The 25,453-nt window shown below is 60.6% G+C and carries 25 protein-coding genes and 1 tRNA gene; 13 read left to right on the forward strand and 13 right to left on the reverse strand.

The features are described 5' to 3' along the window. Position 1: 1 nt before the first annotated feature. The 12 genes from GRI44_RS01785 (at position 2) to GRI44_RS01840 (ending at position 13,610) form a co-directional block, all read left to right on the forward strand. Entirely contained in the window at positions 2-994 is a 993-nt protein-coding gene (locus GRI44_RS01785) for a D-alanine--D-alanine ligase (protein ID WP_160599703.1), read from the forward strand. After that, positions 981-1,886: a cell division protein FtsQ/DivIB gene (locus GRI44_RS01790; protein WP_160599704.1), complete on the forward strand. Its 906-nt coding sequence runs from the start codon at positions 981-983 to the stop codon at positions 1,884-1,886. The genes GRI44_RS01785 and GRI44_RS01790 overlap by 14 nt, the downstream gene beginning before the upstream one ends. Beyond that, positions 1,886-3,166 (forward strand): cell division protein FtsA, encoded by a 1,281-nt coding sequence (gene ftsA, locus GRI44_RS01795; RefSeq protein WP_160599705.1) that lies wholly within the window; start codon positions 1,886-1,888, stop codon positions 3,164-3,166. The genes GRI44_RS01790 and ftsA overlap by 1 nt, the downstream gene beginning before the upstream one ends. Before the next feature lie 134 nt (positions 3,167-3,300). After that, positions 3,301-4,929, forward strand: coding sequence for a cell division protein FtsZ (ftsZ, locus tag GRI44_RS01800; RefSeq protein ID WP_160599706.1), 1,629 nt, complete (start codon positions 3,301-3,303; stop codon positions 4,927-4,929). A gap of 104 nt (positions 4,930-5,033) precedes the next feature. Next, positions 5,034-6,932 (forward strand): tetratricopeptide repeat protein, encoded by a 1,899-nt coding sequence (locus GRI44_RS01805; protein WP_160599707.1) that lies wholly within the window; start codon positions 5,034-5,036, stop codon positions 6,930-6,932. Positions 6,933-7,109: 177 nt separating this feature from the next. Continuing rightward, a complete protein-coding gene (locus GRI44_RS01810) occupies positions 7,110-7,616 on the forward strand; it encodes a type III secretion system chaperone family protein (protein ID WP_160599708.1) in 507 nt (168 codons plus the stop codon). A gap of 28 nt (positions 7,617-7,644) precedes the next feature. Beyond that, the gene (locus GRI44_RS01815; protein WP_160599709.1) at positions 7,645-8,451 is read left to right on the forward strand and encodes a pyrroline-5-carboxylate reductase family protein; all 807 of its coding nucleotides are present in this window, start codon (positions 7,645-7,647) and stop codon (positions 8,449-8,451) included. Positions 8,452-8,564: 113 nt separating this feature from the next. Next, the gene (locus GRI44_RS01820; protein ID WP_160599710.1) at positions 8,565-9,344 is read left to right on the forward strand and encodes a Bax inhibitor-1/YccA family protein; all 780 of its coding nucleotides are present in this window, start codon (positions 8,565-8,567) and stop codon (positions 9,342-9,344) included. A gap of 166 nt (positions 9,345-9,510) precedes the next feature. Next, a complete protein-coding gene (locus GRI44_RS01825; protein WP_160599712.1) occupies positions 9,511-10,341 on the forward strand; it encodes a hypothetical protein in 831 nt (276 codons plus the stop codon). Between the two features lie 89 nt (positions 10,342-10,430). Next, positions 10,431-11,486: a GTPase ObgE gene (gene obgE / locus GRI44_RS01830; protein WP_160599714.1), complete on the forward strand. Its 1,056-nt coding sequence runs from the start codon at positions 10,431-10,433 to the stop codon at positions 11,484-11,486. Between the two features lie 70 nt (positions 11,487-11,556). After that, positions 11,557-12,690, forward strand: coding sequence for a glutamate 5-kinase (gene proB, locus GRI44_RS01835; RefSeq protein WP_160599716.1), 1,134 nt, complete (start codon positions 11,557-11,559; stop codon positions 12,688-12,690). After that, entirely contained in the window at positions 12,687-13,610 is a 924-nt protein-coding gene (locus tag GRI44_RS01840; RefSeq protein WP_332872328.1) for an NAD-dependent epimerase/dehydratase family protein, read from the forward strand. Before proB ends, GRI44_RS01840 begins: the two co-directional genes overlap by 4 nt. Positions 13,611-13,621: 11 nt before the next feature. Here GRI44_RS01840 and GRI44_RS01845 read toward each other — a convergent pair whose 3' ends face one another. The 9 genes from GRI44_RS01845 to GRI44_RS01885 all read right to left on the reverse strand — a co-directional run bounded on the left by GRI44_RS01845 (position 13,622) and on the right by GRI44_RS01885 (position 22,228). Then, a complete protein-coding gene (locus tag GRI44_RS01845) occupies positions 13,622-14,443 on the reverse strand; it encodes a phosphoadenylyl-sulfate reductase (RefSeq protein WP_160599720.1) in 822 nt (273 codons plus the stop codon). Next, positions 14,436-14,873, reverse strand: a complete 438-nt coding sequence (locus GRI44_RS01850) for a DUF934 domain-containing protein (RefSeq protein WP_160599722.1) — start codon at positions 14,871-14,873, stop codon at positions 14,436-14,438. The genes GRI44_RS01845 and GRI44_RS01850 overlap by 8 nt, the downstream gene beginning before the upstream one ends. After that, the gene (locus GRI44_RS01855; protein ID WP_160599724.1) at positions 14,866-16,500 is read right to left on the reverse strand and encodes a nitrite/sulfite reductase; all 1,635 of its coding nucleotides are present in this window, start codon (positions 16,498-16,500) and stop codon (positions 14,866-14,868) included. The genes GRI44_RS01850 and GRI44_RS01855 overlap by 8 nt, the downstream gene beginning before the upstream one ends. Further along, positions 16,500-16,796 (reverse strand): DUF2849 domain-containing protein, encoded by a 297-nt coding sequence (locus GRI44_RS01860; RefSeq protein ID WP_160599726.1) that lies wholly within the window; start codon positions 16,794-16,796, stop codon positions 16,500-16,502. Before GRI44_RS01860 ends, GRI44_RS01855 begins: the two co-directional genes overlap by 1 nt. Then, entirely contained in the window at positions 16,793-17,551 is a 759-nt protein-coding gene (cobA, locus tag GRI44_RS01865) for a uroporphyrinogen-III C-methyltransferase (RefSeq protein WP_160599728.1), read from the reverse strand. The genes GRI44_RS01860 and cobA overlap by 4 nt, the downstream gene beginning before the upstream one ends. 111 nt (positions 17,552-17,662) lie before the next feature. Continuing rightward, positions 17,663-18,808: a mechanosensitive ion channel family protein gene (locus tag GRI44_RS01870; protein WP_160599730.1), complete on the reverse strand. Its 1,146-nt coding sequence runs from the start codon at positions 18,806-18,808 to the stop codon at positions 17,663-17,665. Further along, entirely contained in the window at positions 18,805-20,040 is a 1,236-nt protein-coding gene (gene metC / locus GRI44_RS01875; RefSeq protein WP_160599732.1) for a cystathionine beta-lyase, read from the reverse strand. The genes GRI44_RS01870 and metC overlap by 4 nt, the downstream gene beginning before the upstream one ends. A gap of 2 nt (positions 20,041-20,042) precedes the next feature. Next, positions 20,043-20,903: a sulfurtransferase gene (locus GRI44_RS01880; protein ID WP_160601172.1), complete on the reverse strand. Its 861-nt coding sequence runs from the start codon at positions 20,901-20,903 to the stop codon at positions 20,043-20,045. 53 nt (positions 20,904-20,956) lie between these two features. Continuing rightward, the gene (locus tag GRI44_RS01885; RefSeq protein ID WP_160599734.1) at positions 20,957-22,228 is read right to left on the reverse strand and encodes a hypothetical protein; all 1,272 of its coding nucleotides are present in this window, start codon (positions 22,226-22,228) and stop codon (positions 20,957-20,959) included. 105 nt (positions 22,229-22,333) lie between these two features. Between GRI44_RS01885 and queF the strand changes: the two genes are divergently transcribed. Then, positions 22,334-22,792 carry a preQ(1) synthase gene (gene queF, locus GRI44_RS01890; protein WP_160599736.1) on the forward strand — a complete coding sequence of 153 codons (459 nt, stop codon included), beginning with the start codon at positions 22,334-22,336 and terminating at the stop codon, positions 22,790-22,792. 60 nt (positions 22,793-22,852) lie between these two features. Here the strand turns inward: queF and GRI44_RS01895 are convergent, their stop codons facing one another. The 4 genes from GRI44_RS01895 to GRI44_RS01910 form a co-directional block, all read right to left on the reverse strand. Then, on the reverse strand, positions 22,853-23,014 hold the full coding sequence (locus tag GRI44_RS01895) for a hypothetical protein (protein WP_160599738.1): 162 nt from the start codon (positions 23,012-23,014) through the stop codon (positions 22,853-22,855). An 85-nt stretch (positions 23,015-23,099) separates the two neighbouring features. Further along, positions 23,100-23,175 (reverse strand) — tRNA-Thr (locus GRI44_RS01900). 18 nt (positions 23,176-23,193) lie between these two features. After that, entirely contained in the window at positions 23,194-24,078 is an 885-nt protein-coding gene (locus GRI44_RS01905; protein ID WP_160599740.1) for a hypothetical protein, read from the reverse strand. Positions 24,079-24,085: 7 nt separating this feature from the next. Then, on the reverse strand, positions 24,086-25,408 hold the full coding sequence (locus GRI44_RS01910; protein ID WP_160599742.1) for a replication-associated recombination protein A: 1,323 nt from the start codon (positions 25,406-25,408) through the stop codon (positions 24,086-24,088). Positions 25,409-25,453: the final 45 nt, after the last annotated feature.

Raw genomic sequence — 25,453 nt, forward strand, 5'->3', positions numbered from 1 at the left:
AATGGCGGATAATAACAGCGTGAAACCACTACATATCGCAGTGCTGATGGGCGGATGGGCCAATGAACGCCCTGTTTCGCTGATGTCCGGAAACGGCGTCGCAGATGCGCTGGAAAGCCGCGGCCACAAGGTAACGCGGATTGACATGGACCGTCAGGTCGCGGCCCGCATTGCAGAAGCCGCGCCCGACGTGGTGTTCAACGCGCTGCACGGCGTGCCCGGTGAAGACGGCACCGTGCAGGGCATGCTGGACCTGATGGGTATTCCGTACACGCATTCAGGCCTTGCAACCTCGGTCATCGCGATTGACAAGGAACTGACCAAGCTTGCGCTTGTGCCGCACGGCATTCCCATGCCCGGCGGGCGGATCGTGGCGAGCAAGGAATTGTTCGAAAAAGACCCGCTGGCCCGGCCTTACGTGTTGAAACCGGTCAACGAAGGATCATCGGTTGGCGTCGCGATCGTGACGGATCAGAGCAATTACGGAAACCCCATCAGGCCAGATGCAGAGGGGCCGTGGCAGAAATTCGATCATCTGCTGGCAGAACCTTTCATTCGCGGGCTGGAACTGACCACTGCGGTCATCGACAGCGCAGACGGGCCGCGCGCATTGGCGGTGACGGAACTGAAGCCCAAATCAGGGTTTTATGATTTCGATGCCAAATATACAGACGGCATGACAGACCATGTCTGCCCCGCGCAAATTCCTGAAAAAATTACTGAATTGTGCAAAAAATATGCCCTTGATGCGCACCGCGTGCTAGGGTGCAAGGGCACCAGCAGAACTGATTTCCGCTGGGATGATGAACAGGGTGAAGGCGGCTTGTTCGTGCTCGAAACCAATACCCAGCCGGGCATGACCCCGCTTAGTCTGGTGCCGGAACAGGCCCGCTATTGCGGCATGGATTATGCCGATCTGGTAGAGGCGATCGTGGCAGAAGCGATGAGAACGTCAGGCAGCGCAGTTGGAGGAGGGGGCAATGGCGACAATTAAGCGCGGCGCAAAAGGCGTCCGCCGCACCGCGGCCTCCACCACGCGGGCCAACCATGCGCGCAAGGCAAAGGCGCGCACCAGCTCCTTCATGGATGCGGCCATGGCCATTCTGCCCTTCACCGAGGAGCAGCTGCACAAGATTTTCCTGGTTGTGATTCTGGGTGCAGGCGCAATGCTGGCGTGGGTCATTGCCAGCCTGGCCGGCGTGCCCGCCCTGATGCAGCAGGAAGTGGCCGGACTTGCATCCGATGCCGGGTTCGAAGTGCGCCGGGTCAAAGTGACCGGGGTTGAACGGATGAACGAACTCAAGGTTTACGAGCGCGTTCTGGGCGAACGTGACCGCCCGATGCCGCAGGTTGACTTGCAGAATGTCCGGGCAGAATTGCTGGGGTTGAGCTGGGTCAAGGATGCCCGCGTATCCCGCCAGCTGCCAGATACTCTGGTGGTCGACATCGTGGAACGCAAACCCCATGCCGTGCTGAGCAAGCCGGACAGGCTGGTGCTGATTGACCGGACCGGCGCGGAACTTGAACCTGTGTCGCGCGCCAACGCCAAAGGCATGCTGGTGATTTCAGGCCCGGGGGCCAAAATTCAGGTGAGCGAGCTCAACGCCCTGCTCGATGCGGCGCCTGCCTTGAAACCGCAGGTTACCTCGGCCGAATGGATCGGTAACCGGCGCTGGAACCTGACATTCACCACAGATCAGGTTCTGGCCTTGCCGCAAGGCGATACCGAAGCTGCCAGTGCGCTGGTGTCCTTTGCCCGTCTGGATGGGGTTAACCGCCTGCTGGGCGGCAAGGTTGCCACTTTCGACATGCGCGCGCCGGAACGGATTTACATGCGTATTCCCGGTCGGTCGCAGCAGGTTCTTGATCCAAAGGCCGGCAGCTGATGGCCATGCCGCGCATTGGCCGGGTGTTCGGCGCTGTCAATGTCGGGTCATTCCGCATTTCAGCCATGATCATGGGCCTTTCAGAAACCGGTGAAATGGTCGTTCTGGGGTCAGGACACCGGGCCAGCCAGGGCATCAAGCGCGGTTATATCACCGATATGGCAGCGGCCACCTATGCCATTCGCGATGCCGTGGAACGGGCGGAAAAGAACGCCGGCACCAGCATTTCCAGCGTCTGGATCGGCTGTTCCGGCGCAGGCCTTGCCAGCCGCACGACCAAGGTGGAAATCGAGATTGGCGGCCGCCGTATCGAGGAAGAAGATATTGAGCATCTGCTGATGTCGGCGCGGGATAATATCCAGCCGGACGGGCGGATGGTCCTGCACGCGCAGCCTGCCCATTATACGCTGGACGGGGCCAATGGCGTGGCCAATCCCAAGGGTTTGCATGCCGAACAGCTGGGCGTGGATATTCACGTAATGCTGGCTGATGGTGCGCCGGTCAGAAACTTGATCGAAGCAGTGCAGAACGCCCATCTCGACGTGGAATCGGTGGTCGCAGCGCCGGTGGCAGCAGGGTTTGCCTGCCTGACGCCGGAGGAACGCGAACTGGGCACCGCGCTGATCGAAATCGGCGGGGAAGTTACCAATGTATCGGTCTATGCCAAGGGCATGCTGCTTGGCCTCAAGGCAATCCCGCTTGGTTCTGCCGATATTACCGATGCCATCGCGTCGGCATTCGGCATCCGGCGCTTTCAGGCAGAGCGGCTGAAATGCGTGTCAGGTTCGGCCATTGCCAGCCCGACCGACCATCGCGAAATGATCCCGGTCAACGGTCCGGGCGATGATACGTCCGGCGTTACCGCGCGGGGCGCGGACGACAAGAACCGCATCCCCCGTGCCGAACTGGTGTCGGTGGTGACCGAACAGCTGTCCAGACTGACCGATGAAGTGGGTCGTTCGCTGAAGGAACTGGGTTTTTCGGGCGCTCGCGGCAATCAGGTGGTGCTGACAGGCGGCGGGGCCGAACTGGCAGGTTTTGCAGAATTTGCGCAAAGCGCGCTGGGCCGGCCCGTGCGGATTGGCAAGACGCCGCCGCTGCGCGGATTGCCGGAAGCCCATGCGACACCGGGTTTCGCCACGCTGGCCGGGCTGTGCCTGTATGCCGCGGCTGATCCGGTGGACATCCGCTCGATCGGCCCGAAGCCGCAATCCACAACCCATTATGGCGGGATAAAAATCGTCAATCGAGTGCTGCGCGCAGTGAAGGAATACTTCTAATGCTGCAGCGCCTGAGCTATTTGCCGGCTAACCACTGTGGATAAGCGGTTTAAACCTATGCAACCGCGATTCGCTTTGTGCCAAACTGGCAGACAACAACAGATTTTGCATAACATCCCTTGGAGGGAACCCAAATGAGCATCAACATCGGTCCAGCGCCTACGGATGATATGTCGCCCCGCATTACGGTGATTGGCGTTGGCGGAGCAGGCGGCAACGCCATTGCCAATATGATCAATTCCAACATCGAAGGTGTCGAATTCATCGTCACCAACACCGATGCTCAGGCATTGAGCAATGCCATTGCGGAACAGCGCATCCAGCTTGGCCCGGATATTACCGGCGGCCTTGGTGCTGGCGCGCGTCCTGAAGTGGGCAAGGCGGCCGCCGAAGAAACCGTTTCGGAAATCGAAGACGCGCTGGAAGGCGTAAACATGTGCTTCATCGCTGCCGGCATGGGCGGCGGCACTGGCACTGGTGCGGCGCCGGTTATTGCCGAAGCGGCGCGCCGCAAGGGCGTGCTGACCGTGGGCGTTGTGACCAAGCCGTTCCTGTTTGAAGGCACGCGGCGGATGCGCGCTGCAGAAGCCGGCATTGCCGAACTGCAGAAGCATGTCGACACGCTGATCGTTATTCCCAATCAGAACCTGTTCCTGATCGCCAAGGCGGAAACCACGTTCAAGGAAGCTTTCCAGCTGGCCGACGAAGTGTTGCAGCAGGGTGTGCGGTCCATCACCGATCTCATGGTGATGCCGGGCCTGATCAATCTCGACTTTGCCGACGTTCGTTCCGTGATGAGCGAAATGGGCAAGGCAATGATGGGTACTGGCGAAGGCGAGGGTGAAAACCGCGCCTTGGAAGCGGCTGAACGCGCCATTGCCAATCCGCTGCTGGATGGTGTTTCCATGCAGGGTGCCAAGGGTGTGATCATTTCCATCATCGGCGGCGAAGACATGAAGCTGCTGGAAGTTGACGAGGCGGCCAATCACATTCGCGAACTGGTGGATGAAGATGCGAATATCATTTGGGGCTCTGCCTTCAATCCCGATCTGGATGGCAAGATCCGTGTTTCGGTCGTTGCCACCGGCATCGACCAGACAGGCGATATGGTCGTGCCTGAAAGCCATTCCCTGTCGCTGGGAAGTTCACGTGCGCCCAAGCGCCCGGTGCTGGAATTGCCGGGCGAAGATGAAGTGCATGAAGAACCTGCCGTGCAGAGCAATTACGGCGGTTACGCGTCGGATCAGGGCGATAGCGGCGGTTTTGGCCATGACGATGATGATGGCGAAGATGTCGACGGCATCGTCGATCCGCTCGCCGGCATTCGCCGGAATGAACTGGAAGATGATGAAGGTCTGGTCGATCCGGCTGATGATGGTGATCTTGGCATGGTCGGCTCCGAAGGGGGCTACGGCCAGGGCCGGAATCAGGACCGCGGCATGGACAGGAATGCACAAGGCGCATTTGGCGGCGAACCGCTCGATCTGACTGCAGAGGCTGACAATTCCGCCAATGCGGCGCAGGACGAGCTTCTGCTCAATGCGGATCGCCTGGCAGAAGAAGACAATCCGGTGCAGGCCAAAACCGGCCGTCGGCGCGGTCTTGTTACCGGCGGCGAAAGCGCGGGCGCAGGCAGCACCTTGTTCGAACGGATGGCCAATCTGTCGCGCGGTTCGGACAGCCATGACGATGAAGACGATGACGATGATGATGGCAGCGCTCTCAACATCCCGCGTTTCCTGGGGCGCCAGAACAACCAGTGATCTGGCAGCGATCCGGCCGCGATCGGGCGTGCCGGATCGTTCCGACTGCGTTCAGCCGTATGCGGCCAAGGTCACCGGATGCTCGATTTGAAGGAAATTCCGGTTTGGTAAACCTTGCAACCCATACTTCGCTGGCTGGCGGCTGGTTCCTGTGCGCTGTTTGCGCTGCGGGCGTAACACTGGGTGCAGCACCTGCGCATGCGCAGTCCGGTGCGGCGCAATCGCGCGCCGTGGTGCAGCCTTTGCCGCCTGCCGGGGTGTCCGATCTTAATTCGGCGCTTCGCCGGCTGGCCAGCAACACCCGCGATCTTTCTGCCCTGATTGATGCAGGCAATGCGTCACTGGAATTGAATGATGTTGACGCGGCCATCGGCTTTTTTGGCCGGGCTGACGAACTTTCGCCCGGCAATGCGCAGGTGAAGCTGGGGCTGGCAGGCGCTTTTGTCCGCTCCGAACGTCCGTTGGAAGCCCTGCGCTTGTTTGACGAGGCAGAGCGTGCCGGTGCGTCCAGCGTCATGCTGGCTGCCGATCGCGGTCTTGCCTTTGATCTGGTGGGTGATCCCCAATCAGCGCAGGTGCAATATGCCAGGGCGTTGGCGCTTCGTCCGACAGACGAAATCGTCCGCCGCATGGCCATCAGCCAGGCCATCGCAGGGGACCGTGCGGGATTTGAGAAAACGCTGTATCCACTGCTGGAAAAGCGGGATCTGTCGGGCTATCGCACACGGGCATTCGGCCTCGCCATTCTGGGTGAAGAGGCTGAGGCGGTGTCTATCGCCGAAGCAGTCATGCCCGCGCAATTATCCGCAAAAATCACGCCGTACCTTCGCTATATGAAGCGGCTGACGACGGCCCAGCAGGCCGCAGCTGCCAATCTGGGTGCGTTTCCGCGGGCGGCGCAGATTGGCCGTGATGATCCGCGCATTGCCCAATATACCCCGCCAGCGCGCTCAGCCCGCCGATCCGATACACAGCTGACACCGCAGGGTGAGCCGCTTGGCCCCCGCACGCAGCCCAATGCGCGCAGCCAGTCAAATACGCGCAGCCAGCCTAAGAAAAGCGAGCAGGCTGACACCCGCAGCCAGCGGCGCAGGCTGGAACGCGCCGCCAGTTCTGTTGCCAAGACCACCCGGACACCGCGTGCCGCCCGCTATGAAGACCCCGGCCCGGCGGTATCATCGTCGCGCGCGCGGACAATGCGCGTCGCGCGCGCCGATAATTCTGCCACACGGCCGCAGCAGAGCGCGCCAATTGCCACTGTTACCCAGCCTGTACCTGTCCCCCAGCCTCAACCAGTGCCTGCAGGCAGCAATCCAGCGCCGCTGCCGCCTGCGGGATCTACGCTGGCCGCGGTGGTTGCGCGGCAAAGTCAGCCAGCAGCGCCGCAGCGGATAGAATTGCCGCCATCAACCGCTGTCGCCAGCACGGAGTCGCCAGCGCCCGGGTTTGATCTTGCAGAAGTGGGCCCTTCGCCCGTGAGCACGCAATCAGCCGTGGTAACTGCCACTCCGCTGCCCGCCGAAAAACCGGCGGAAAGCATGGCGACCGCAAGTGTGGCGGATGCATTCGCGGAACTTGCCATGGTCAGAACCGCGCCGGATATTTCAGGCGCAGTCGATATAAGGTCAATCAAGCCGCCGCGTGAAAAGGCCGCTGAGGCTGAATCCAAACCAGAAGCCAAAGCTGCCGCCAAACCAGCAGCAAAACCGGCACCAAAGCCAGCCCCCATTCGCCATCCAAGCCGGTTCTGGGTGCAGGTCGCCACGGGCAAGGATCCAAAGGCGCTGGCATTTGACTGGCGCAAGATGGGCCGCAAAATGCCCGAAATTCTTGGCAAACAGGAAGCCTATGTGGCGGACTGGGGCCAGACCCGCCGCTTGCTGACCGGCCCTTATGATAGTCTGAAAGCCGCACAGGCCGCCGTTGCCGCCCTGAAGAAGGCTGGCACTGACAGTTTCACCTTCACCAGCGTTGAAGGCGAAGAGGTTCAAAAACTGAAATAGCCGGCAGCGGGGTTTTACCGGCTGCTACGGCGCCCGTTTCACGCTTTTGCACAGGCTTTGAACAGGCAAGTTCAGTTCTCCCCAGATGGTCTGCGGCGCTGCATTGCGCTGCCAGCCGCTAACAATGCATCGCCTGCTGATGGTCAAAGACAGCCACAAAACAGACGGGACGCAAAGATGAGAACCGGTGAAGCAGAATTTGCAGCTAATAATGATGCTGCGCCGGTTGATATGCTGGCGGCGCTGTTCGAAGCGCGTGGCTGGCCCTGCCAGACGGTGTCTGACGATGAAATTTCCGCAGAAATTCAGGGCAGCTGGGCAAAATATCAACTGCGCTGCATCTGGCGGGCGGATGACAATGTGTTGCAGGTGTTATGCCTGCCCGACATCCGGATCGCGGATGAAAAGCGCAGCGCATCCTATGAACTGGTCGCCATGGTAAACGAGCAGATGTGGCTGGGGCATTTCGATATCTGGTCAAATGGCAGCGTGCTGCTTTATCGGCACGGCGCCATGCTGGGCGATGACGGGCTTCTCAGCCTGGATCAGGCGCAAGCCCTGGTCGAAACTGCAGTGGAAGAATGCGACCGGTTTTATCCTGCATTCCAGTTTGTGCTGTGGGGCGACAAAACCCCGCGTGATGCGCTGGACAGCGCGTTGATCGATGCCGCAGGAGAGGCGTGAGCCGCTTGTTTTGGGGCAGGAGAACGAAATGCCGCTCGAGAAAATATTGATCGTCGGTTTCGGAACCATGGCGCAGGCCATGGTGGATGGCTGGATGGCGGCGGGCATCCCCGCCAGCAGGTTCGCCATATATCACCCCGGCCGGTCCGATGATCCGCGCGGAATTGCCGTTCACAATGTGTGGCCAGCCAGCGGGTTCGACGCTGTTCTGCTGGCTGTGAAGCCGCAGAAACTGGCCGAAATTTCGCAAGACCTCGAACCGCTGATTGGCCCGCAATGTACGCTGGTGTCGGTGCTCGCGGGTGCCGGGCTGGACAGTCTTGCGCAGATTTTTCCACGGGCAGGGGGCATCGTGCGGCTGATGCCCAACCTTGCCTGTGCGATCAATAAATCTGCCAATGCTCTGGTCGCATCCGGGCTCCAGCCTGAAGTCCGGGCCGAAGTGACGAAAATGGCGCAATTGCTGGGAAGCGCGGAATGGCTGGCTGACGAGGCGCAATTTGACCTGGTGGCGGCGCTGGCCGGATCCGGGCCTGCCTTTGTCTATCGCTTCATCGACGCGCTGGCCGCGGCCGCCACCGGTCTGGGCCTGGACCAGACGCAGGCAGAACGGCTGGCCCTTATCATGGTGGAGGGCGCAGCGGCGCTTGCTGCGTCATCAGACCATTCCCCGGCAGAACTTGCCCGCCGGGTCGCCAGCCCCGGGGGCATGACGCAAAAGGGGCTGGATGTCCTGGATGAAAACCAGGCCTTGCAATCGCTACTTTTGAATTGCCTGGCAGCGGCGCGGGACCGCGGCGCCGAGATGGCGGCAGATGCGCGCAAACAGGGTTAATTTCTGCCACCGGCGCGATGTCCGGTTTTACTTGAAAAATCCTGCCATAATCCCGATATTGCTTTCAGAACCGGTGCCCAGATGGCTGCCGGGCAAAAGGAGTAGGTGTCACAATGGCAGATTGGAAAGAACCCCGGCCCACACGAACGGGTTTCGGTGCGTCTCCCAGCCTGAATGGTGAAGTTGCGGGTCGTGAAGTATTTGACGCCGGGCTGCGCAAGCACATGCTGTCGATATATAATTATATGGCATCGGGTGTTTTGCTGACCGGCATTGTCGCGCTGCTGTTCGCCCGTTCCGGCATGGCAGAAACCGTCCTTACCGGCGGCGGCATCCTTAGCTGGATCATCATGCTGTCACCGCTGGCGTTTGTTTTTGCCATGAGCTTTGGCCAGAACAAATTCAGCACGGCTACATTGCAGATGATGTTCTGGGGCTTTGCGACTGCAATGGGTCTCTCGCTGTCATCGATTTTCCTGGTCTATACCGGGTCTTCGATCGCTGCGACATTCTTTGCTACCGCAGGCGCATTTGCTGGTCTCAGCCTGTATGGTTACACCACCAAGAAGGATCTGTCCGGTTGGGGCAGCTTCCTGATTATGGGTGTGATCGGCTTGCTGATTGCCAGTGTTATCAACATCTTCATGCAGTCGACGGCACTTGAACTTGCTGTCAGCTTCCTCGGGGTGCTGATTTTTGCAGGCCTTACCGCCTATGATACGCAGCGTCTGAAGCGCGATTATCTGTCCATCCAGAATGCCAAGGTGACCAATCCTGCCATCGCGCAGGCTTATCCCATGGGCAAGATGGTGGTGATGGGCGCACTCAGCCTCTATCTCGATTTCATCAATATGTTCATGTTCCTGCTGCGTTTCATGGGCAACCGGGAGTAATCTTCCCCGCTCACCGTATGCAGGACTCGTTCTGTCGATGCCCGGCGTGCCTTTGGCATTCCGGGCATTTTCTTTATGCGGCATTCGCGATAGAAACGGGCGCTTAAGCCGAGGGAAAGGCTAGCCCTGTTACCAATGGGCTGGGCCAACGGGAGAATCGGGTTCCATGTTCGAAATGAACGTTGCAAAAATTCGCATGCTGGCTGTTGCTGGCGGTCTTCTTACGCTTGCCGCATGTGCCACGCCGCCGCCTCCTCCCCCACCGCCGCCGCCGCCACCCCCGCCGGTGCAGGTGATCATTCCCTCGCGGCCATTGCCGCCCAGCGGCGCGGTTTCGGCCATGGCCATTCCGGCAGTGGGCCTTGATGGCATTCGCCAGACGGTGAATTACAACCTCACCCCGGCGCAGAAAATCTGGAATGTGCGCTCGGCTCTGAATGTGGCCGCGCTCAATTGTCTCGACATGCAATATGCCAGCATCCTGCCCGCGTATAAATCGCTGCTGGAACGCAACAAGCGTCAGCTGGCGACTGCGAACAAGGATGTGACGAAGGAATTTCGCGACCGCTTCGGCTCCACTGCGCGCAGTTCGCAGGATCAGTATATGACGCAGGTCTATAATTATTTCGCCTTGCCGCCAGCCCAGTCGGCATTCTGTCAGGCCGCCACGCGCGTCGCGGACGAATCCCTGCTGGTGGCCCCTGCCGATCTTGGCGCATTTGCTGATCGCAGCCTGGGCACGCTGGAAGCTGTGTTTGAAGATTTTTACCGGTCTTATGAACAATATAGGGTCGATGTGGCATCATGGGATGCGCGCTATGGCAATACGGCAGTGATCAACAACGCGTCCTATGACGGACCGGCAATCTACACTCCTGTCGATCAGGGCTTTGGCCCTGAAGCCACTGGCGAACCGACCTTTGTGTCTGAACCGGTGATTGAACCTGCCACGCCTGCCGTTCCTGCCGTAACCACGGACGGAGCAGCATCAGGATAGGGCGCGGACGCACTCTGGTCCTGAAGCCTGCGTAAATTAGGGTGATAAGAGGACTCGTCGGAAGCGGCAGGAACCTCTAAGGGGCCAGAATGCATTTTCTCGATCAAGCCAAGATTTACCTGCGCTCCGGCGGCGGCGGCCCCGGTGCTGTCAGTTTCCGACGCGAAAAATACGTCGAATATGGCGGCCCCGATGGCGGCAGCGGCGGCAAGGGCGGCGATATCGTGTTCAAGGCCGTCCAGGGGCTGAACACACTTATCGATTTTCGCTATTCGCAGCATTTCAAGGCTGCACGCGGCACCCATGGCATGGGCCGTGACCGGACCGGCGCGGGCGCAAAAGATCTCGTGATCGAAGTGCCGGTGGGCACCCAGATCCTGTCGGAAGACAAGGAGGATGTCCTGGCGGACTTCACCGAAGTCGGCCAGACGATAACCTTGCTGGAAGGCGGAATGGGCGGGCGCGGCAATGCCAGCTACAAAAGTTCCACCAACCGCGCGCCGCGCCAGCATCAGCCGGGCGAAGCCGGCCATGAATTATGGGTGTGGCTGCGGCTTAAACTGCTGGCCGATGTTGGCCTGCTGGGGCTGCCCAATGCAGGCAAATCCACCTTCATCAATCAGGTTTCCAACGCGCAGGCAAAAGTGGGTGCTTATGCGTTCACCACGCTGGTGCCGAAACTGGGCGTGGTGCGCCACAAGAACCGCGAATTCGTCATTGCCGACATTCCGGGCCTGATCGAAGGCGCGGCTGACGGCGCGGGAATTGGTGACCGTTTTCTGGGCCATATCGAACGGTGCCGCGTGCTCATCCATCTGGTGGACATATCGGGCGATGATCCGGCAGAAGCCATGCGGATCGTTAACGAGGAGCTGGAAGCCTATGGTTCCGGCCTCGAGGACAAGATCCAGCTGATCGCGCTGAACAAGGTGGATCTGGCGGACAAGGAACTGGTCGAAGGTTTTGCCGACGAATTGAAAGCGGCAGGCGCGGACAAGGTGTTTGCCATTTCGGGCGCAACAGGGGCAGGCGTGGAAGCCATCCTCGATGCTGTGCTCGAGCATTTGCCGGACCGCACATCGACCGAAACCAAGGGCAAGGAAGAAGAAGACACTTCTGAAGCTGCCCCGTGGTCACCGCTGTAACAGCCAGGCTTTAGCGCGCCCTAGCTGACAGCGCTTCATTTCGTCCTCACTTGGCGCTAATCGGCAAGTGATGGCGATTTTGCATCTTGATGATCTGGCCGATGCCGCAACGACAAAGCGGCTGGTGGTCAAGGTTGGTTCGGCGCTGCTGGTGGGCAGTGACGGACAGCCGCGCCGCGAATGGCTGGCAGGGCTGATCGAAGAAGTGGCGGAAATGGCGGCCCGCGGCCAGCAGGTGGTCATTGTCAGTTCCGGCGCAATTGCCCTTGGCGCAGCGCGCATGGGGCTGGCTAAAGGTGGCCGCGCAAGTCTGGCAGACGCGCAGGCGGCGGCTTCTGTGGGGCAAATCGCGCTGGCCGGCCTGTGGTCCGCCCTGTTGCAGGACCGCGGGCTGGGCGCAGCACAAATGCTGGTAACATTGGGCGATCTGGAAGACAGGCGCCGTTATCTCAATGCCGCATCAACGCTGGGCCGCCTGCTCGAAGCGGGTTTTGTGCCTGTGGTGAACGAGAATGACAGCGTTGCCACAGAAGAAATCCGCTTTGGCGATAATGACCGCCTGGCAGCACGTGTGGCGCAGGCCGCAGGCGCAGATGCGGTGCTGCTGCTGTCCGACGTGGATGGCCTGTTTGATCGCAATCCGGCGCATAATGGCGCGGTGCTGATTCCCCATGTGGATGGCATAAATGATGAAATTCGCGCCATGGCGGATGCAGGGTCTGCATCGGGCATGGGTTCTGGCGGTATGACGTCCAAATTGCAGGCGGCGGAAATTGCCGAGCGGGCAGGCATTGCTCTGGCAATTATCAATGGCACCAGACAGCGCCCGATCAGCGCGGCGATTGCGGCGGGACTTGGCACCGTCTTTCGCACGCAGCGGCGTGATGCAGGGCGCAAGGCATGGCTGGGCGGGCGGCTGGATGTGCGGGGCAGGTTGACTGTGGATGATGGTTGCAGCGCGGCCCTGCTGACCGGCTCCAGCCTGCTGGCAGCGGGAATATGCGCAGTGGATGGGGCATTTTCACGCGGGGATGTGGTTGCCGTGTGTGATGGCGCTGGCAAAACCGTGGCGCAGGGGCTGGCGGAATATTCGGCCGATGAATGCCGCGCCATCATGGGCATGCGCGAAGCTGCGCAGCACCGGCAGCTTGGCTATGCCCCGCGCCCGGCTGTCATTCACCGCGATCATCTGGTGGTCTTGTGACGATTGCGGTCACCGGCGGCACCGGCTTTGTCGGCAAGGCAACGCTGGATGCCCTTGCGCGGCTTGACCGGCCTGTAAAGGCGCTGGCCCGCACGGCACCTGCCATTGGCGGGCCTGATGCAACTGGCCATGTGCAATGGATCAGCGGCAATCTGGCAGATAAGCCCGCATTGGCCGATCTTGTCAGCGGGGCATCGTCTGTCATCCATATTGCCGGCCTGACCAATACGCCTGACCCTGCACAATTCGAAACGGTCAATGTGGACGGCACAGCCGCGGTGATCGCTGCGGCGAAGGCTGAAGGTATCAGACGGCTGGTGCTGGTTTCATCGCTGTCGGCCCGCAAGCCGGATCTATCCGCCTATGGCGCCTCCAAACTGGCGGCGGAAGAACTGGTCAAAGCCAGCGGACTGGACTGGACCATCGTGCGCCCGCCAGGGGTCTATGGCCCGCATGATGTCGATTATCTGGAAATGTTCAGGGCCGCCCGGATGGGCATTGTGCCGCTGCCGCCGGGCGGCGCGTCATCCATGATCCATGTGCATGATCTGGCCACGCTGCTGGCAGCGCTGGTGCCATCGTCAGCGGCAGTGCGCAGCAAGATTTTCGAGCCGGATGATGGCCGCCAGGGGGGCTGGGCGCACAAGGAAATGGCACAGGCAATCGGCGCGGCAATGGGCCGCAAGGTGTTCGCGCCGCATCTGCCCCAAGCTGTTCTGTCGGCCGCAGCGCGCATGGACAGGCTGATACGCGGCGGCGACGCCAGGCTGACCGCCGACCGGGTCGGCTATATGTGCCACCCCAACTGGGTCGCCCGGTCTGACAGGGCCGTGCCGCCTGCCATCTGGCAGCCGGTGATTACGGGTGAGGCTGGTTTTGCCAGCACTGCTGAATGGTATCGCGCAGCAGGCTGGCTCTGACCGCGGGCCAATCAGAACGCGGGTTCATAACCCGGCGGCAGGTCGCTATCATCAGTGTCGGTCGGGGTGTGAATGCCGCATTCGGTCTTGTCCCAGCCTTTCCACCGGCCTGAACGCGGGTCTTCACCCGGCGCAACCTTGCTGGTGCAGGGGGAACAGCCAATTGACGGATATCCCTGCGCCACCAGCGGGTGGCGGGGCAGATCAAATTCTTCGAAATAGGCCTGAATAGCTTCCCCGCTCCAGTCGATCAGCGGATTAATTTTCAATCGGCCAGCGGCATCGGACAGGTCAATTTCAAAGCGGGGCAAACTGGCGCGGGTGGCCGACTGGAAGGCCTTGCGGCCCGTCAATGTGGCATCGACTCCCTTCAGCCCGGCGGCCAGCGGCAGCACCTTGCGAATGTCGCAGCAGCCGTCAGGGTCGTATGACCAGCGCAGCCCCGTTTCATCCTTTGCGGCCAGCATGTTGGCATCGGGCACCAGATTGCGCAGGCCCGTCAGGCCAAACTGTGCCACCAGTTCATCGCGATAGACCAGCGTTTCGGCGAAATGCTTGCCAGTGTCCAGAAACAGCACTGGCACAGAAGGGTCGACGCGGGAAATAAGGTGCAGCAATACAGCACTTTCGGCGCCGAAACTCGACACTGTGGCAAGTTCGCCGACCAGCCCGTCACCAATGACGCCGTGCAGCAGTTCCAACGTGTCACGGCCGCGAAACATCCGGTTCAGCGTAATCGCGTCAGCTTCATCAAACCGCGGTCCGGTATCGATCCGGTCTGCAATTCTGTCTGCTGTTCGGCCTGCAAGGTTGGACGGGTCCGCTTCAGCCATGGGCGGTGCCGTGGCGCAAATCCCAGATGGGGATGCGCCCGTCTGTGGTTTGCTGATATGCTTGCGGGAACCTTGCCAGCGCTTTTTCGACATCCTCTGCGGCCAACGGTTCGTCGGGCTCGAACGCATCAAAACCGCAGCGTTGCAGATAGGCAATCTGGTCCACCAGCACGTCGCCCACGGCGCGCATTTCGCCAGAATAGCCATGTTCGCGCAAAATTCGCGCAGCAGAATATCCGCGCCCATCGCCAAACACCGGGAAGTTCACTTCCACCAGCCGCAATCGGTCAAGGAATGGGATCAGCTTGCGCGCATCGTCACCCGGCTCGATCCGCACCGCCAGAGCATTGCTCTGTTCGACAAAAGCATCAACCGTCACGGCAGGCTCTGCCGGCACAGCATCATCGCGAAACCTCAGTAATTCAGCCATAAAGCGCCTCCTTGAACGGTTCCATCCCGATCCGTCGGTATGTGTCGAGGAAACGCTCCCCATCCTGGCGCTGTGCCAGATAGACATCGGCGGCGGTTTCCACCGCATCGACAATGCCGTCTTCGGAAAAGCCGGGGCCGGTAATCTTGCCCAGCGAAGTATCTTCCGCCTCGCTCCCGCCCAGCAGCAGCTGGTAGTTTTCAACGCCCTTCTTATCCACGCCAAGAATGCCGATATGGCCTGCATGGTGGTGGCCGCAGGCATTGATGCAGCCGGAAATCTTCAGTTTCAATTCGCCCAGTGTTTCGCCCTTGCCATTGGCGGCGAACCGTTCCGAAATCCGCTGTGCCACCGGAATGGAACGTGCATTGGCCAGACTGCAATAATCAAGGCCGGGGCAGGCGATAATATCGCCCACCTGATCCAGATTGGGCGTTCCGAGGCCCGATGCTTCCAGCTTTTGCCACACGGCATAAAGATCAGCCTTGCGGACATGCGGCAGGACGATGTTCTGCGTATGGATCACCCGACATTCATCAAAGCTGTAATCTTCGGCCAGTTGCGCCATCAGGCGCATCTGGTCGGCAGTGGCATCTCCCGGAATACCGCCCACAGGCTTCAGGCTGATCACGGCACTTAAGTAACCCGCCTGTTTATGGGGGTGCGTATTGCGATCCGCCCAGACGGCAAAATCAGGATCGGACCGGTCCAGCTCGTCCGCCGCGCCCGCTTCGAAAGCAGGGTCTTCGAAGAACGTCCGGATACGTGCCAGCTCTGCGAATGGCGGTTCGATGCCCTGTTCCAGCAGATGGGCAAATTCAGCCTCGACCTGGCGCGTATATTCTTCCGCGCCCAGTTCATGGACCAGGATCTTGATGCGCGCCTTGTACTTGTTATCCCGCCGGCCATAGCGGTTGTACACGCGCAGGCATGCTTCCGAATAGGTGATCAGCTGATCCAGCGGCACGAATTGGCGGATGCAGGGGGCAATCATCGGGGTGCGGCCCATGCCGCCGCCGACATAGAATGCCGCGCCCAATTCGCCTGCTTCATTCCGCACGATCTGGATGCCGATGTCATGCAGGCGCATGGCGGCACGGTCTGTATCGCTGGCGATCACCGCGAATTTGAACTTGCGCGGCAGGTAACTGAATTCCGGATGGAAGCTCGACCATTGGCGCAGCAATTCTGCATAGGGGCGCGGGTCGGTCACTTCGTCAGCCGCAGCGCCGGCAAAATGGTCTGAACTGATGTTGCGGATGCAATTGCCGCTGGTCTGGATGGCGTGCATTTCCACCTTGGCAAGTTCTGCCAGAATATCGCCTGCATCTTCCAGCTTGATCCAATTATACTGGATGTTCTGGCGGGTGGTGAAATGGCCGTATTTCCGGTCAAACTTGTCCGCAATGTCAGCCAGCGCACGCATCTGGCGCCCGCTCAGCGTGCCATAGGGGATGGCAACGCGCAGCATATAGGCGTGGAGTTGCAGATACAGCCCGTTCATCAGCCGCAGCGGTTTGAACTGCTCTTCGGTCAGCTTGCCATCGATCCGGCGCTGGCACTGGTCGCGGAATTCTGCGACGCGGGCATCGACCATTGCCTGGTCATATTGGTCATATTGATACATCAGATTACCTCGTGGACCGCCTGGGGGTCTTCGGGTTTCAGGGTAAGGTCGGGGCGCACTGTCGGCCCAAGGCCGCGAATGCGGTCCTTGATATGGGCAGGGCGCACGCCGCTGCCGGTGCGTTCCGCATTGATGGCATAGGGCGCGTTAACCCGCCGTGCGGCTTCCTCGCGCGCAATGATGGCAGCTGCATCATCGCCCGCATCGGCCGCATCATCGAGATGAAGCGACCAGCCCGCGCCGTCCCACCAGATGACAGCGCCGGTCTTCAAATCGTTTCCGGTCAATATGTTCATGCTGAAACCTCTTGCGCGGTATGAACCAGTTGGAGGTCGGTGCGGCCGGTTACTTCGCCGATGATGATGAGGGCAGGGCTAATGACACGCTCGCGGTCCACCAGGTCTGGCAAGGCAGCCAGCGGCCCGCGCAAAACGCGCATTTCAGCGCGCGCGGCATTTTCGATAATGGCGATGGGCATATCGGGGGCAAGGCCATCGGCCATCAGCTTTTCCGCGATTTGCGCGGCGGTCTTTACCCCCATGTAGATGACCAGGGTGCGGCCCGCACCGGCAAGGCCCGCCCAGTTCTGGTCTGACAGACCCTTGCACTGGCCAGCCACGAAACTGACAATGCTGGCCGCGTCGCGGTGGGTGAGGGCAATTTGCGCGGCAGCGGCAGCGCCATTGGCAGCGCTGATGCCGGGAACCACCTCGACCGGGACACCGGCAGCGCGGCAATCTTCCGCTTCTTCTCCGCCACGGCCGAAAATGAACGGATCGCCGCCTTTAAGCCGCACGACATCGCGCCCGGCCAATGCTTCTTTCACCAGTAACTGATTGATTTCACCCTGCGGCAGCGTGTGACGGTCACGCTTCTTGGCGACCGAAATCAGCCGCGCATCAGGATGTGCCAAGGCCAGAATCGCCGGATCCACCAACCCGTCGTGAACCACCAATCGCGCTGACTGTAGCAGCCGCGCGGCGCGCAATGTCAGCAGATCGGGGTCACCCGGACCCGCGCCGACAAGATAGACTGTGCCTGTTTTCTTCATGCCGCCGAAATGACGACGCCATGGTCAAGTCGCCAGCGAGAATGGATTTCCGCCTGGCTAAAAAACCTTTCAGCCGAAAATCAGAGGCGCAATTCGGGTGTGCCGAGAGCATCAGTCCTTGGCCGACTTTTCCTCTATCCGCTGGCTGATTGCGGCAATAAGCTGTTCAAATTGCGCGTTATTTCGCAAATTGATATCCCTTTGCGGGAAGGGAATTTCGACCCCTTCACGTTGGAACAGGTCCCACAAATTCTTTAGCACCTCTGATTTAACATTGCCCACTCCTGCTTCCGGATCCCTGATCCAGCAGTGAATGACAAAGTCGACCGAACTTTCCCCATATTGGTCCAGCCAACAGGTCGGCGGGGGTGACTTCAGGACCCTTTTGCACATTTTGGCAGCTTCCAGCATCAAGGCTTCCGCCTGCTTGATGTCGCAGCCATAAGACACGCCAACGGGTATCTGCATCCGCACATTCTTCGATGAATAGGACCAGTTTTCCACCTGATTGATCATCAGGTTCTCGTTCGGAATAAGATATTCCTTCTGGTCACGGGTAGTGATCGACACCGCCCTGATGCCGATTTTACGAATTTGCCCGAATGTGGAAACGCCGGCCTGATCGGCCACGGCAATGACATCGCCCGGCTTGATGGACCGGTCCATCAACAAGATGATGCCGGCAATCAGATTACCAAAGGTCTTCTGCAGGCCAAAGCCGATGGCCAGACCGAACGCGCCAGAAAATACCGCCAGCGCAGTTAGATCGATGCCCAGAAGATCGATGCCGAACAATATCGCCAGTGCCCACACTCCCAGCGAGATGAGCTTTTCTGCCAGCAGGCGCTGCGTCACATCCAGCTTGGTAATGCGTTTCAGCAGGCCATGCAGCAGCTTGCTCAGGAAATAAGCGGCGGTGAGGACGCTGACGATGACCAGAATGACAACCAGCCCATCCCACACAGAAACGCGCATATCGCCCACGCTAAGGGCCATACTGTCCAGCGTATCGACCAGACTGGCAGCCGTTTCGCTTTTACCCGATACTGCATCCTTGATGTCATTCGCCGCACTCACAGCCTCGGTCGGGGATGCACTGGGGGCCGGGGTTGGTACGGGTTGCAGCATTACCGTCGCGCCTGCTTCCAGATCACCCGCCGCTGCGCCGGCTGCATCGGTAATGGCTGCGGGGTCTGTGACGGCGGCATCCGGCGCAGCGGGATTGGTGACGGCTGGGGTGACGGCTGGGGTGGTCATTCCTGCTCCATATCGGCCTGCTCCATGGCGGCAAAGCCTGTTGCAAGGTCGCAAATGAGATCGGCGGGGTCTTCCAGCCCGATCGATAGGCGAATACCGTATCTGTCGCCAGTGTCCCACCCAGATGGCGGCCAAGGTGTGGCTGAGCGGTTGCCCGCAGGGTCAAACGGGATGGCGAGGCTTTCATACCCGCCCCAGCTATAGCCGATGCCGAACAGTTGCAGCGCGTCGATCAGCTGCGAACGCGCTGCTGCGCTGCGTCCTTTGATGACAAAGCTGAACAGGCCGCAGCCGCCGGTAAAATCCCTGGTCCACAATTCATGCCCCGGCGCGCCGGGCAGCAGCGGACACAGCACATGGGCCACTTCGGCCCGCCCTTTCAGCCAGCTGGCAATGGCCAGCGCGCTATGCGTCGACCGGTCCAGCCGCAGCCCCATGGTGCGCAGGCTGCGCAGGGCGAGGGACGCATCATCCGGCGACACGACATGGCCCAGTGCCTGCGCTGTCTGGCGCAAAGTGCGATAGAGATCGCCGCGCGCAGCGGCGCTGCCCATCATCAGGTCGGAATGGCCACCGACGTGTTTTGTCAGTGACATGATGGCAATATCGCAGCCCCGTTCGAGGGCGGGAAAACCAAGCGGCGTCGCCCATGTGTTATCGATGATGGAAATGACCCCGTGCTGGCGGGCAATGGCAGTCAGCGCGGGAATATCCTGCACTTCCATCGTCAGGCTGCCAGGGCTTTCCAGCAACACTGCCTTGGTCGCGCTACAGATACTGGCTTCAAACGCTGCCCCATCCAGCGGATCGACAAAGCGGGTTTGTACCCCGAACCGTTTGAGCAGACCGGTGGCCATATTGCGCGTGGGTTCATAGGCATTGTCGGTCACCAGCAGCACATCGCCGGGGGAAAGGACTGCCATCAGCGCGCCGGCAATGGCAGCAACCCCGCTGGGGTATAAGACGGTGCCTTCCGCCCCCGGTTCAAGCGCCGTCAGCGCGTCTGACAATGCCCATTGGGTGGGCGCGCCCCTGCGGCCATAGAAAAAGCGGCCATCTTCATTATGACGCGTGCCATCCTTCAGCGCGGCGGTATCGGCATAAAGATGCGTGCTGGCGCGCCACACCGGCGGGTTGACCACGGCCCCTGTATATTCAGGATCGCGCCCTGCAATGGCCAGCCTGGTGCCTTGGCCCAAAGGGTGATCGGTTGGAAATTTGCCTTTACCCATGGTCAGCGTGATGGCCCTGTCTGTTTGGGTGTATCAGGGTCTCGCCCCCATTCACTCCAGCTTCCGTCGTACAGGGCGGTATCATGCTTGCCGATCAGTTCCATGGCAAAAAGCAGGACCGATGCGGTCATCCCGCTGCCGCAAGTCGCAGTGACTGGCGCTGACAAATCAACCTGCGCCTGCAGGAATGCGCGTTCGATTTCCGCCTGGGGCAGAAATGTGCCGTCATCCGCCAGAAGGTCTGCATAATGGAGGTTCAGCGCGCCGGGAATATGTCCGCCGGGCAAATCGTGAACAGTGTCCCTTGTGGTGCCGCAAAACCGCGCCCCATCGCGCGCATCCACGATCTGTTCCGCGCAGCTATCCAAATTTGCCAGCACTTGCGCTTTGCTGCGTACCCGGGTTTGATCCTCTTGCGGTGCGGTAAAGCCCGATGGGGCAACATTCGCCGGCCCGCTGTGGATGGGGCGGTTTTCCGACAGCCACTTCTGCAAACCGCCATCAAGTATGGCGACATTATCCAGCCCGAACATACGAAAAATGAAATAAGCCCGCGCTGCACTGCGCAAGGCGCTGTTGTCATACAGCACGATGCGGCCGCAAGTTCCAACGCCCAGGCTTCGCATTCGGGCGTCGAACTGGTCATGGCGCGGCAGGGCTGACGGCACTGGCGATGTCTCGTCCTTCAACGATGGCAGGTCGAGAAACCGCGCGCCGGAGATATGCCCGGCGGTAAATTCGGCCGCCGCGTCACGCTGCGCGCCAGGCAAATGTGCTGATGCGTCAAGAATGACGAGATCATCTGCGGGGCGGGCAGCCTGCATCTCGTGAGCCAGCCAGCTGGTGCTTACCAATATATCCATCACGCTAGGCGTAGCGGGCGTAGCGCGCCGCGTCGATAGGATTGGTGACCGGTTCAGTCGAGCGGTCTGCTGCCAATCTGTGTGTATGTCTGCGGCATTTCATCCAGCCGGAAGGGCTGCACCCGCGCGTTGGCGGCACCGGCTTTCATGCCGATCACGAAGGTCTGCGTTACAGCGTCCATCCCGTCTGCCTCAATCCGCAGCCGCAGCAACGGCACATAAAGACGTGCCTTGCCCTGGGCGATGGTGCGAACCTGGCTGACCGGCAGGATGAAGTTTGCATTGGTCATGCCAGCTTGCCCTGCGGAAATTGCGTCTATGTCAGCCACGCGGGGCAGCTGTGTGGCAGCTTCGCATAATTGCTCGGCAATCGGCACTTTGCCATGCGCGGTCACAAGATCGCCCGAAATGGTCAGGCCGCGCAATTCCTTGCCGGTGCGGTTGCGCAAAGTGATGGCGCAGGTCAGCGATGCATTCATCATGCTGCGGCTGAGTTTGGCAGGCTGCACCGAAATGCTGACCGCGCCTTCACTGCGCAGCGGTGCCGCAGGGGCGTCAGCGGCCTTTACCGAAGCCGGAATTGCCGCAGCAGGGTTTGGAGACCTGGCAGGTGGTTGTACGGCGGGAGCTATACCCTGCGGTGCATCGCGGCCAGCTGTGTCAGGCTTTGCCGCCAGTGGCGGCTCGATTGTTTCAACGCGGGTTTTCGCCGTTGGCCGCCGTGACCAGAAAAACAGCGCCACGGCACCGGCACCGATAATCGCCGCCAGAATGGCGAGCCACATTCCCCATGGCGAGGAATTTTCCGGTGCAGCAGACGCTGTTGTGTCAGCCTGCGTGGCCGGGGCGGGCAAAGGTGCGGCGGGCAGGGACGACGCAGGAAACGATCCTTGCGCATCATCACCAGCGCCACCTTCGGCAGGGCTAATTTCTTGCGGCACGGTTTCAAACGGCGCGGACCCGCCGGTGGCATCCGCCGGGAGCTGTTGGCCCGTGACCGAACGCGCAGCCGGGGTAAACCGCCGTGTGGCGGGCGTCTGTTCCGCTTGCGGCGGCGCGGCGCGGGGGGCGGGGCGCGGTGCGGGGGTCTGGGCCGGGGCTTGCGTATTGTCCGGCGTGGGCGCGCTGGGCGTTGCCGTCGGGATCACGCGGGGCCTTACCGGTACAGGTCCGTCAATATCGACCGGGCCTTGCACCTGCGGCGTGCGCGTCGGGGATGGCGACGGGGCCGGCGGCAACTGAAAGTCGCGCACGGGTGCCGGTGTCGCCATGGCCGGCGCGGAAAATGCCAGAGCCAGCAAAAGGGAAGGAAATTTGAAAGTCATAATTGCGCGTTTGGGTCCAAGCATAAGCGGCGCTGAATAGGTAATGAATTGCAAACATACCACTGGTGACTTGTGCTGCGCGCACGATCGCGGCATCAGCGCGGCATGAGTGACACACCTGTAACATCATTTCTCGGCCAGCAAACGCCGCTTCCCGTCTCGCCAGAAGAAGCCGTGCTGGATTATGTGCCCAATCCGCGGCCATCGGCATTATATCTGGCCCGCTTTGCCGCGCCCGAATTCACGTCGCTGTGCCCGGTTACCGGCCAGCCTGACTTTGCCCATCTGGTGATTGATTATGCGCCGGGCGAAACCATTGTCGAATCCAAGAGCCTGAAGCTGTTTCTGGGTTCATTCCGCAACCATGCCGGTTTTCACGAAGACGTGACAGTCGGCATCGGCCAGCGTCTGGTGGACGAGATGCAGCCCCGCTGGCTACGCATTGGCGGATATTGGTATCCGCGTGGCGGTATTCCGATTGATGTGTTCTGGCAAACCGGTACGCCGCCCGAAGGGCTGTGGGTGCCGGATCAGGGTGTCAGCAGCTACCGCGGCCGGGGTTGAAGCCCGCCTGACGCCTGAAGATTGAGGCTGGCGGCATGCGTTTCGCGCACCGCTGCGTTTCTAGCGTCTGGCACCCCAGTCGCTGCGAGGCCCGCCATTTGTGGATGCGGCATGGCCTGCCGACCATCCGCGAAACCCGTCCTTGACCCGCGTGAGATCATAACCGGAAGCATACAGCATACCGGTCACCAATAGCGCAGACAGGATGATTTTCTTGAACATGGGCCAACCCTTGCACGGTTTGGCAAAGATTCGGTTAATTGAGCCCCGGGAAAGTGATGCCCGCTGCCAAGGCGCAGGGCAAAAGTGGTGCCGGCTGGAGGATTCGAACCCCCGGCCCCCTGATTACAAATCAGGTGCTCTACCAACTGAGCTAAGCCGGCCCGAAGCGCGCTAATGCGTCAGGTCACGCCGAAGGTCCAGCCCTCGGTTGCAGCAATTTTTTCCGTCATGCTTTTTGGCGCCCAAAATTCGCTGTTTTCCGCGGTTTTTCGCAGCCACGCTGATGCAACAATTGCGTCAGAGGAATGGTCATCTATCGCGCCCTGCTGCTGAATCGGCCTGCTGCCGAGAATCACCAGCGCTTCATCAAGCTCTGCATGGCAACGCATTTTTGCCCGGCCAGCCCGCCGCCCGCCTGCCATGGCCGCAATGGTAGTGTATATTTCCACCAGCACTGATCCTGTTGCGGGCACCGGGTCAAACGGCCACAGGGCCATGGATCCATCCAGCCGGTGCAGCAGCCGCATTCCGGTAAGGCTAGATTTGCCCACCTGCGCTGCGCCGACAAGATTGAAATTGCTGTAAGGATTACAGCCCTGCCGGCTCTGGTGAAATTCGGTGACGCGCAGCCGCCCGCGGCCGCTGCCGAACAGATCGCCCTGACGCCCGCCATGCCGTCTGAAATACCGGCTGGTGACGGGATGATCCACAAATGGTCCAGCGCCCAGATGCGGCGCCTTCGTGCAGATATTTTCCACCATGGCCCACAAGTCGCGCGCAGTGGCCGGGCTGTCATCCCAGCCGGGAAAGAAACTGCCGGCGTCGGCAAAGGGGAGGGAGCCGCTCAGATCCATGCCGACCAGCGCATTGGCGGGCAATTCCGTTTCCAGCCACTGCAGCACTTCGCTGCGCGACCAGCGATGGCCGGGCCGCACCAGTTGCGGCGCGCCGGTTCCGGGCCGGCAATGCGCCAGGGCAATGCCCTTGTGCCGTTCACCTGCCGCACCAGACCAGTCGATCGCCACAAAACTGCTGAAGCGTGCAGGTTCGCCGCCAGTTCTCATCCGGCGCTCATTCGTTCTGCAATTGGGCGCGCTTCTTCGCCCACCAGTCCATGCGTTCGCGCACCTTGCGTTCAAAGCCGCGTTCTACCGGCTGGTAATATTCCTGCGGTTCCATGTCATCGGGCCAGTAATGCGCGCCGGAAAACCCGTCATCGGTGTTGTGATCATAGGCATAATTCTTACCATAGCCGATGTCTTTCATCAGCTTGGTCGGCGCATTCAGTATGTTGGCAGGCGGCGCCAGCGACCCTGTTTCGCGGGCGCTTTTCCAGGCCGCCTTCTGCGCGCCATAAACCGCGTTGGATTTGGGCGCCGTGGCGCAATACAGGCAGGCCTGCACAATCGCGAGCTCGCCTTCCGGACTGCCCAGAAACTGATAGGCATCCTTCGCCGCGAGGCACTGGGTCAGCGCCTGCGGATCGGCCAGGCCAATATCTTCCGAGGCAAAGAGCACCAGTCGGCGCAGCACATATAGGGGTTCTTCCCCGGCAGTCAGCATCCGGGCCATGTAATATAGGGATGCCTGCGGGTCCGATCCGCGCAGGCTTTTATGCAGCGCCGAGATCAGATTGTAATGACCATCCCGATCCTTGTCATAAACGGCCACCCGCCGTTGGAGGAATTTGCCCAGTCCGGCAGGATCGAGCGGATTGTCGATCCTTGCAGAATAAAGCGTTTCTGCCTGATTGAGCAGGAAACGCCCGTCGCCATCGGCAGATGCCACCAGCGCATTGCGGGCCTCTGCCGTCAGCGGCAAGGGGCCTTCCAGACCCTCGCCCCTGCTGATGAGTGTTTCGAGCGCCTCTGTATCGAGCCGCCGCAGGATAAGCACTTGTGCGCGGCTGAGAAGGGCTGCGTTGAGCACAAAACTGGGGTTTTCGGTGGTCGCGCCGACCAGCGTAACCGTTCCGCGTTCGACAAAGGGCAGGAAGCCATCCTGCTGGGCGCGGTTGAAGCGGTGAATTTCATCCACGAACAGCAGCGTGCGCTGGCCAGCCAGTGCGGCCTTGTCAGCCGCGGCAAAGGCTTTTTTAAGATCGGCCACGCCTGAAAATACGGCGCTTACAGCCTCGAACCGCATGCCTACGGCTGCTGCCAGCAGGCGCGCAATGGTGGTCTTGCCAGTGCCCGGCGGGCCCCACAGGATCATGGACGAGAGTTTGCCTGCGGCAACCATCCGCCCGATCGCGCCTTCCGGCCCGGTCAGATGGTCCTGCCCCACCACATCATCCAGCACACGCGGGCGCAGGCGGTCAGCCAGCGGCGCATCATCGCGCAGGGCATCAGGGGGCGTTCCCCCGGGAATATCATCAACAAACAGATCGGCCATCAGCCTTACGTAATGCCTCCGCCGGATTTTGCCATTCTTCCGGGA

Origin of the sequence: Allopontixanthobacter confluentis, assembly GCF_009827615.1 — a bacterium.
GTDB lineage: Bacteria > Pseudomonadota > Alphaproteobacteria > Sphingomonadales > Sphingomonadaceae > Allopontixanthobacter > Allopontixanthobacter confluentis.

Excerpts from the sequence above, each read along its gene's own strand:
- GRI44_RS01785 (WP_160599703.1), top strand. The coding sequence starts at position 2 with ATGGCGGATAATAACAGCGTGAAACCACTACATATCGCAGTGCTGATG.
- GRI44_RS01790 (WP_160599704.1), top strand. The coding sequence starts at position 981 with ATGGCGACAATTAAGCGCGGCGCAAAAGGCGTCCGCCGCACCGCGGCC.
- ftsA (WP_160599705.1), top strand. The coding sequence starts at position 1,886 with ATGGCCATGCCGCGCATTGGCCGGGTGTTCGGCGCTGTCAATGTCGGG.
- ftsZ (WP_160599706.1), top strand. The coding sequence starts at position 3,301 with ATGAGCATCAACATCGGTCCAGCGCCTACGGATGATATGTCGCCCCGC.
- GRI44_RS01810 (WP_160599708.1), top strand. The coding sequence starts at position 7,110 with ATGAGAACCGGTGAAGCAGAATTTGCAGCTAATAATGATGCTGCGCCG.
- GRI44_RS01815 (WP_160599709.1), top strand. The coding sequence starts at position 7,645 with ATGCCGCTCGAGAAAATATTGATCGTCGGTTTCGGAACCATGGCGCAG.
- GRI44_RS01820 (WP_160599710.1), top strand. The coding sequence starts at position 8,565 with ATGGCAGATTGGAAAGAACCCCGGCCCACACGAACGGGTTTCGGTGCG.
- GRI44_RS01825 (WP_160599712.1), top strand. The coding sequence starts at position 9,511 with ATGTTCGAAATGAACGTTGCAAAAATTCGCATGCTGGCTGTTGCTGGC.
- obgE (WP_160599714.1), top strand. The coding sequence starts at position 10,431 with ATGCATTTTCTCGATCAAGCCAAGATTTACCTGCGCTCCGGCGGCGGC.
- proB (WP_160599716.1), top strand. The coding sequence starts at position 11,557 with ATGGCGATTTTGCATCTTGATGATCTGGCCGATGCCGCAACGACAAAG.
- GRI44_RS01845 (WP_160599720.1), bottom strand. The coding sequence starts at position 14,443 with ATGGCTGAAGCGGACCCGTCCAACCTTGCAGGCCGAACAGCAGACAGA.
- GRI44_RS01850 (WP_160599722.1), bottom strand. The coding sequence starts at position 14,873 with ATGGCTGAATTACTGAGGTTTCGCGATGATGCTGTGCCGGCAGAGCCT.
- GRI44_RS01855 (WP_160599724.1), bottom strand. The coding sequence starts at position 16,500 with ATGTATCAATATGACCAATATGACCAGGCAATGGTCGATGCCCGCGTC.
- GRI44_RS01860 (WP_160599726.1), bottom strand. The coding sequence starts at position 16,796 with ATGAACATATTGACCGGAAACGATTTGAAGACCGGCGCTGTCATCTGG.
- cobA (WP_160599728.1), bottom strand. The coding sequence starts at position 17,551 with ATGAAGAAAACAGGCACAGTCTATCTTGTCGGCGCGGGTCCGGGTGAC.
- GRI44_RS01870 (WP_160599730.1), bottom strand. The coding sequence starts at position 18,808 with ATGACCACCCCAGCCGTCACCCCAGCCGTCACCAATCCCGCTGCGCCG.
- metC (WP_160599732.1), bottom strand. The coding sequence starts at position 20,040 with ATGGGTAAAGGCAAATTTCCAACCGATCACCCTTTGGGCCAAGGCACC.
- GRI44_RS01880 (WP_160601172.1), bottom strand. The coding sequence starts at position 20,903 with ATGGATATATTGGTAAGCACCAGCTGGCTGGCTCACGAGATGCAGGCT.
- GRI44_RS01885 (WP_160599734.1), bottom strand. The coding sequence starts at position 22,228 with ATGACTTTCAAATTTCCTTCCCTTTTGCTGGCTCTGGCATTTTCCGCG.
- queF (WP_160599736.1), top strand. The coding sequence starts at position 22,334 with ATGAGTGACACACCTGTAACATCATTTCTCGGCCAGCAAACGCCGCTT.
- GRI44_RS01895 (WP_160599738.1), bottom strand. The coding sequence starts at position 23,014 with ATGTTCAAGAAAATCATCCTGTCTGCGCTATTGGTGACCGGTATGCTG.
- GRI44_RS01905 (WP_160599740.1), bottom strand. The coding sequence starts at position 24,078 with ATGAGAACTGGCGGCGAACCTGCACGCTTCAGCAGTTTTGTGGCGATC.
- GRI44_RS01910 (WP_160599742.1), bottom strand. The coding sequence starts at position 25,408 with ATGGCCGATCTGTTTGTTGATGATATTCCCGGGGGAACGCCCCCTGAT.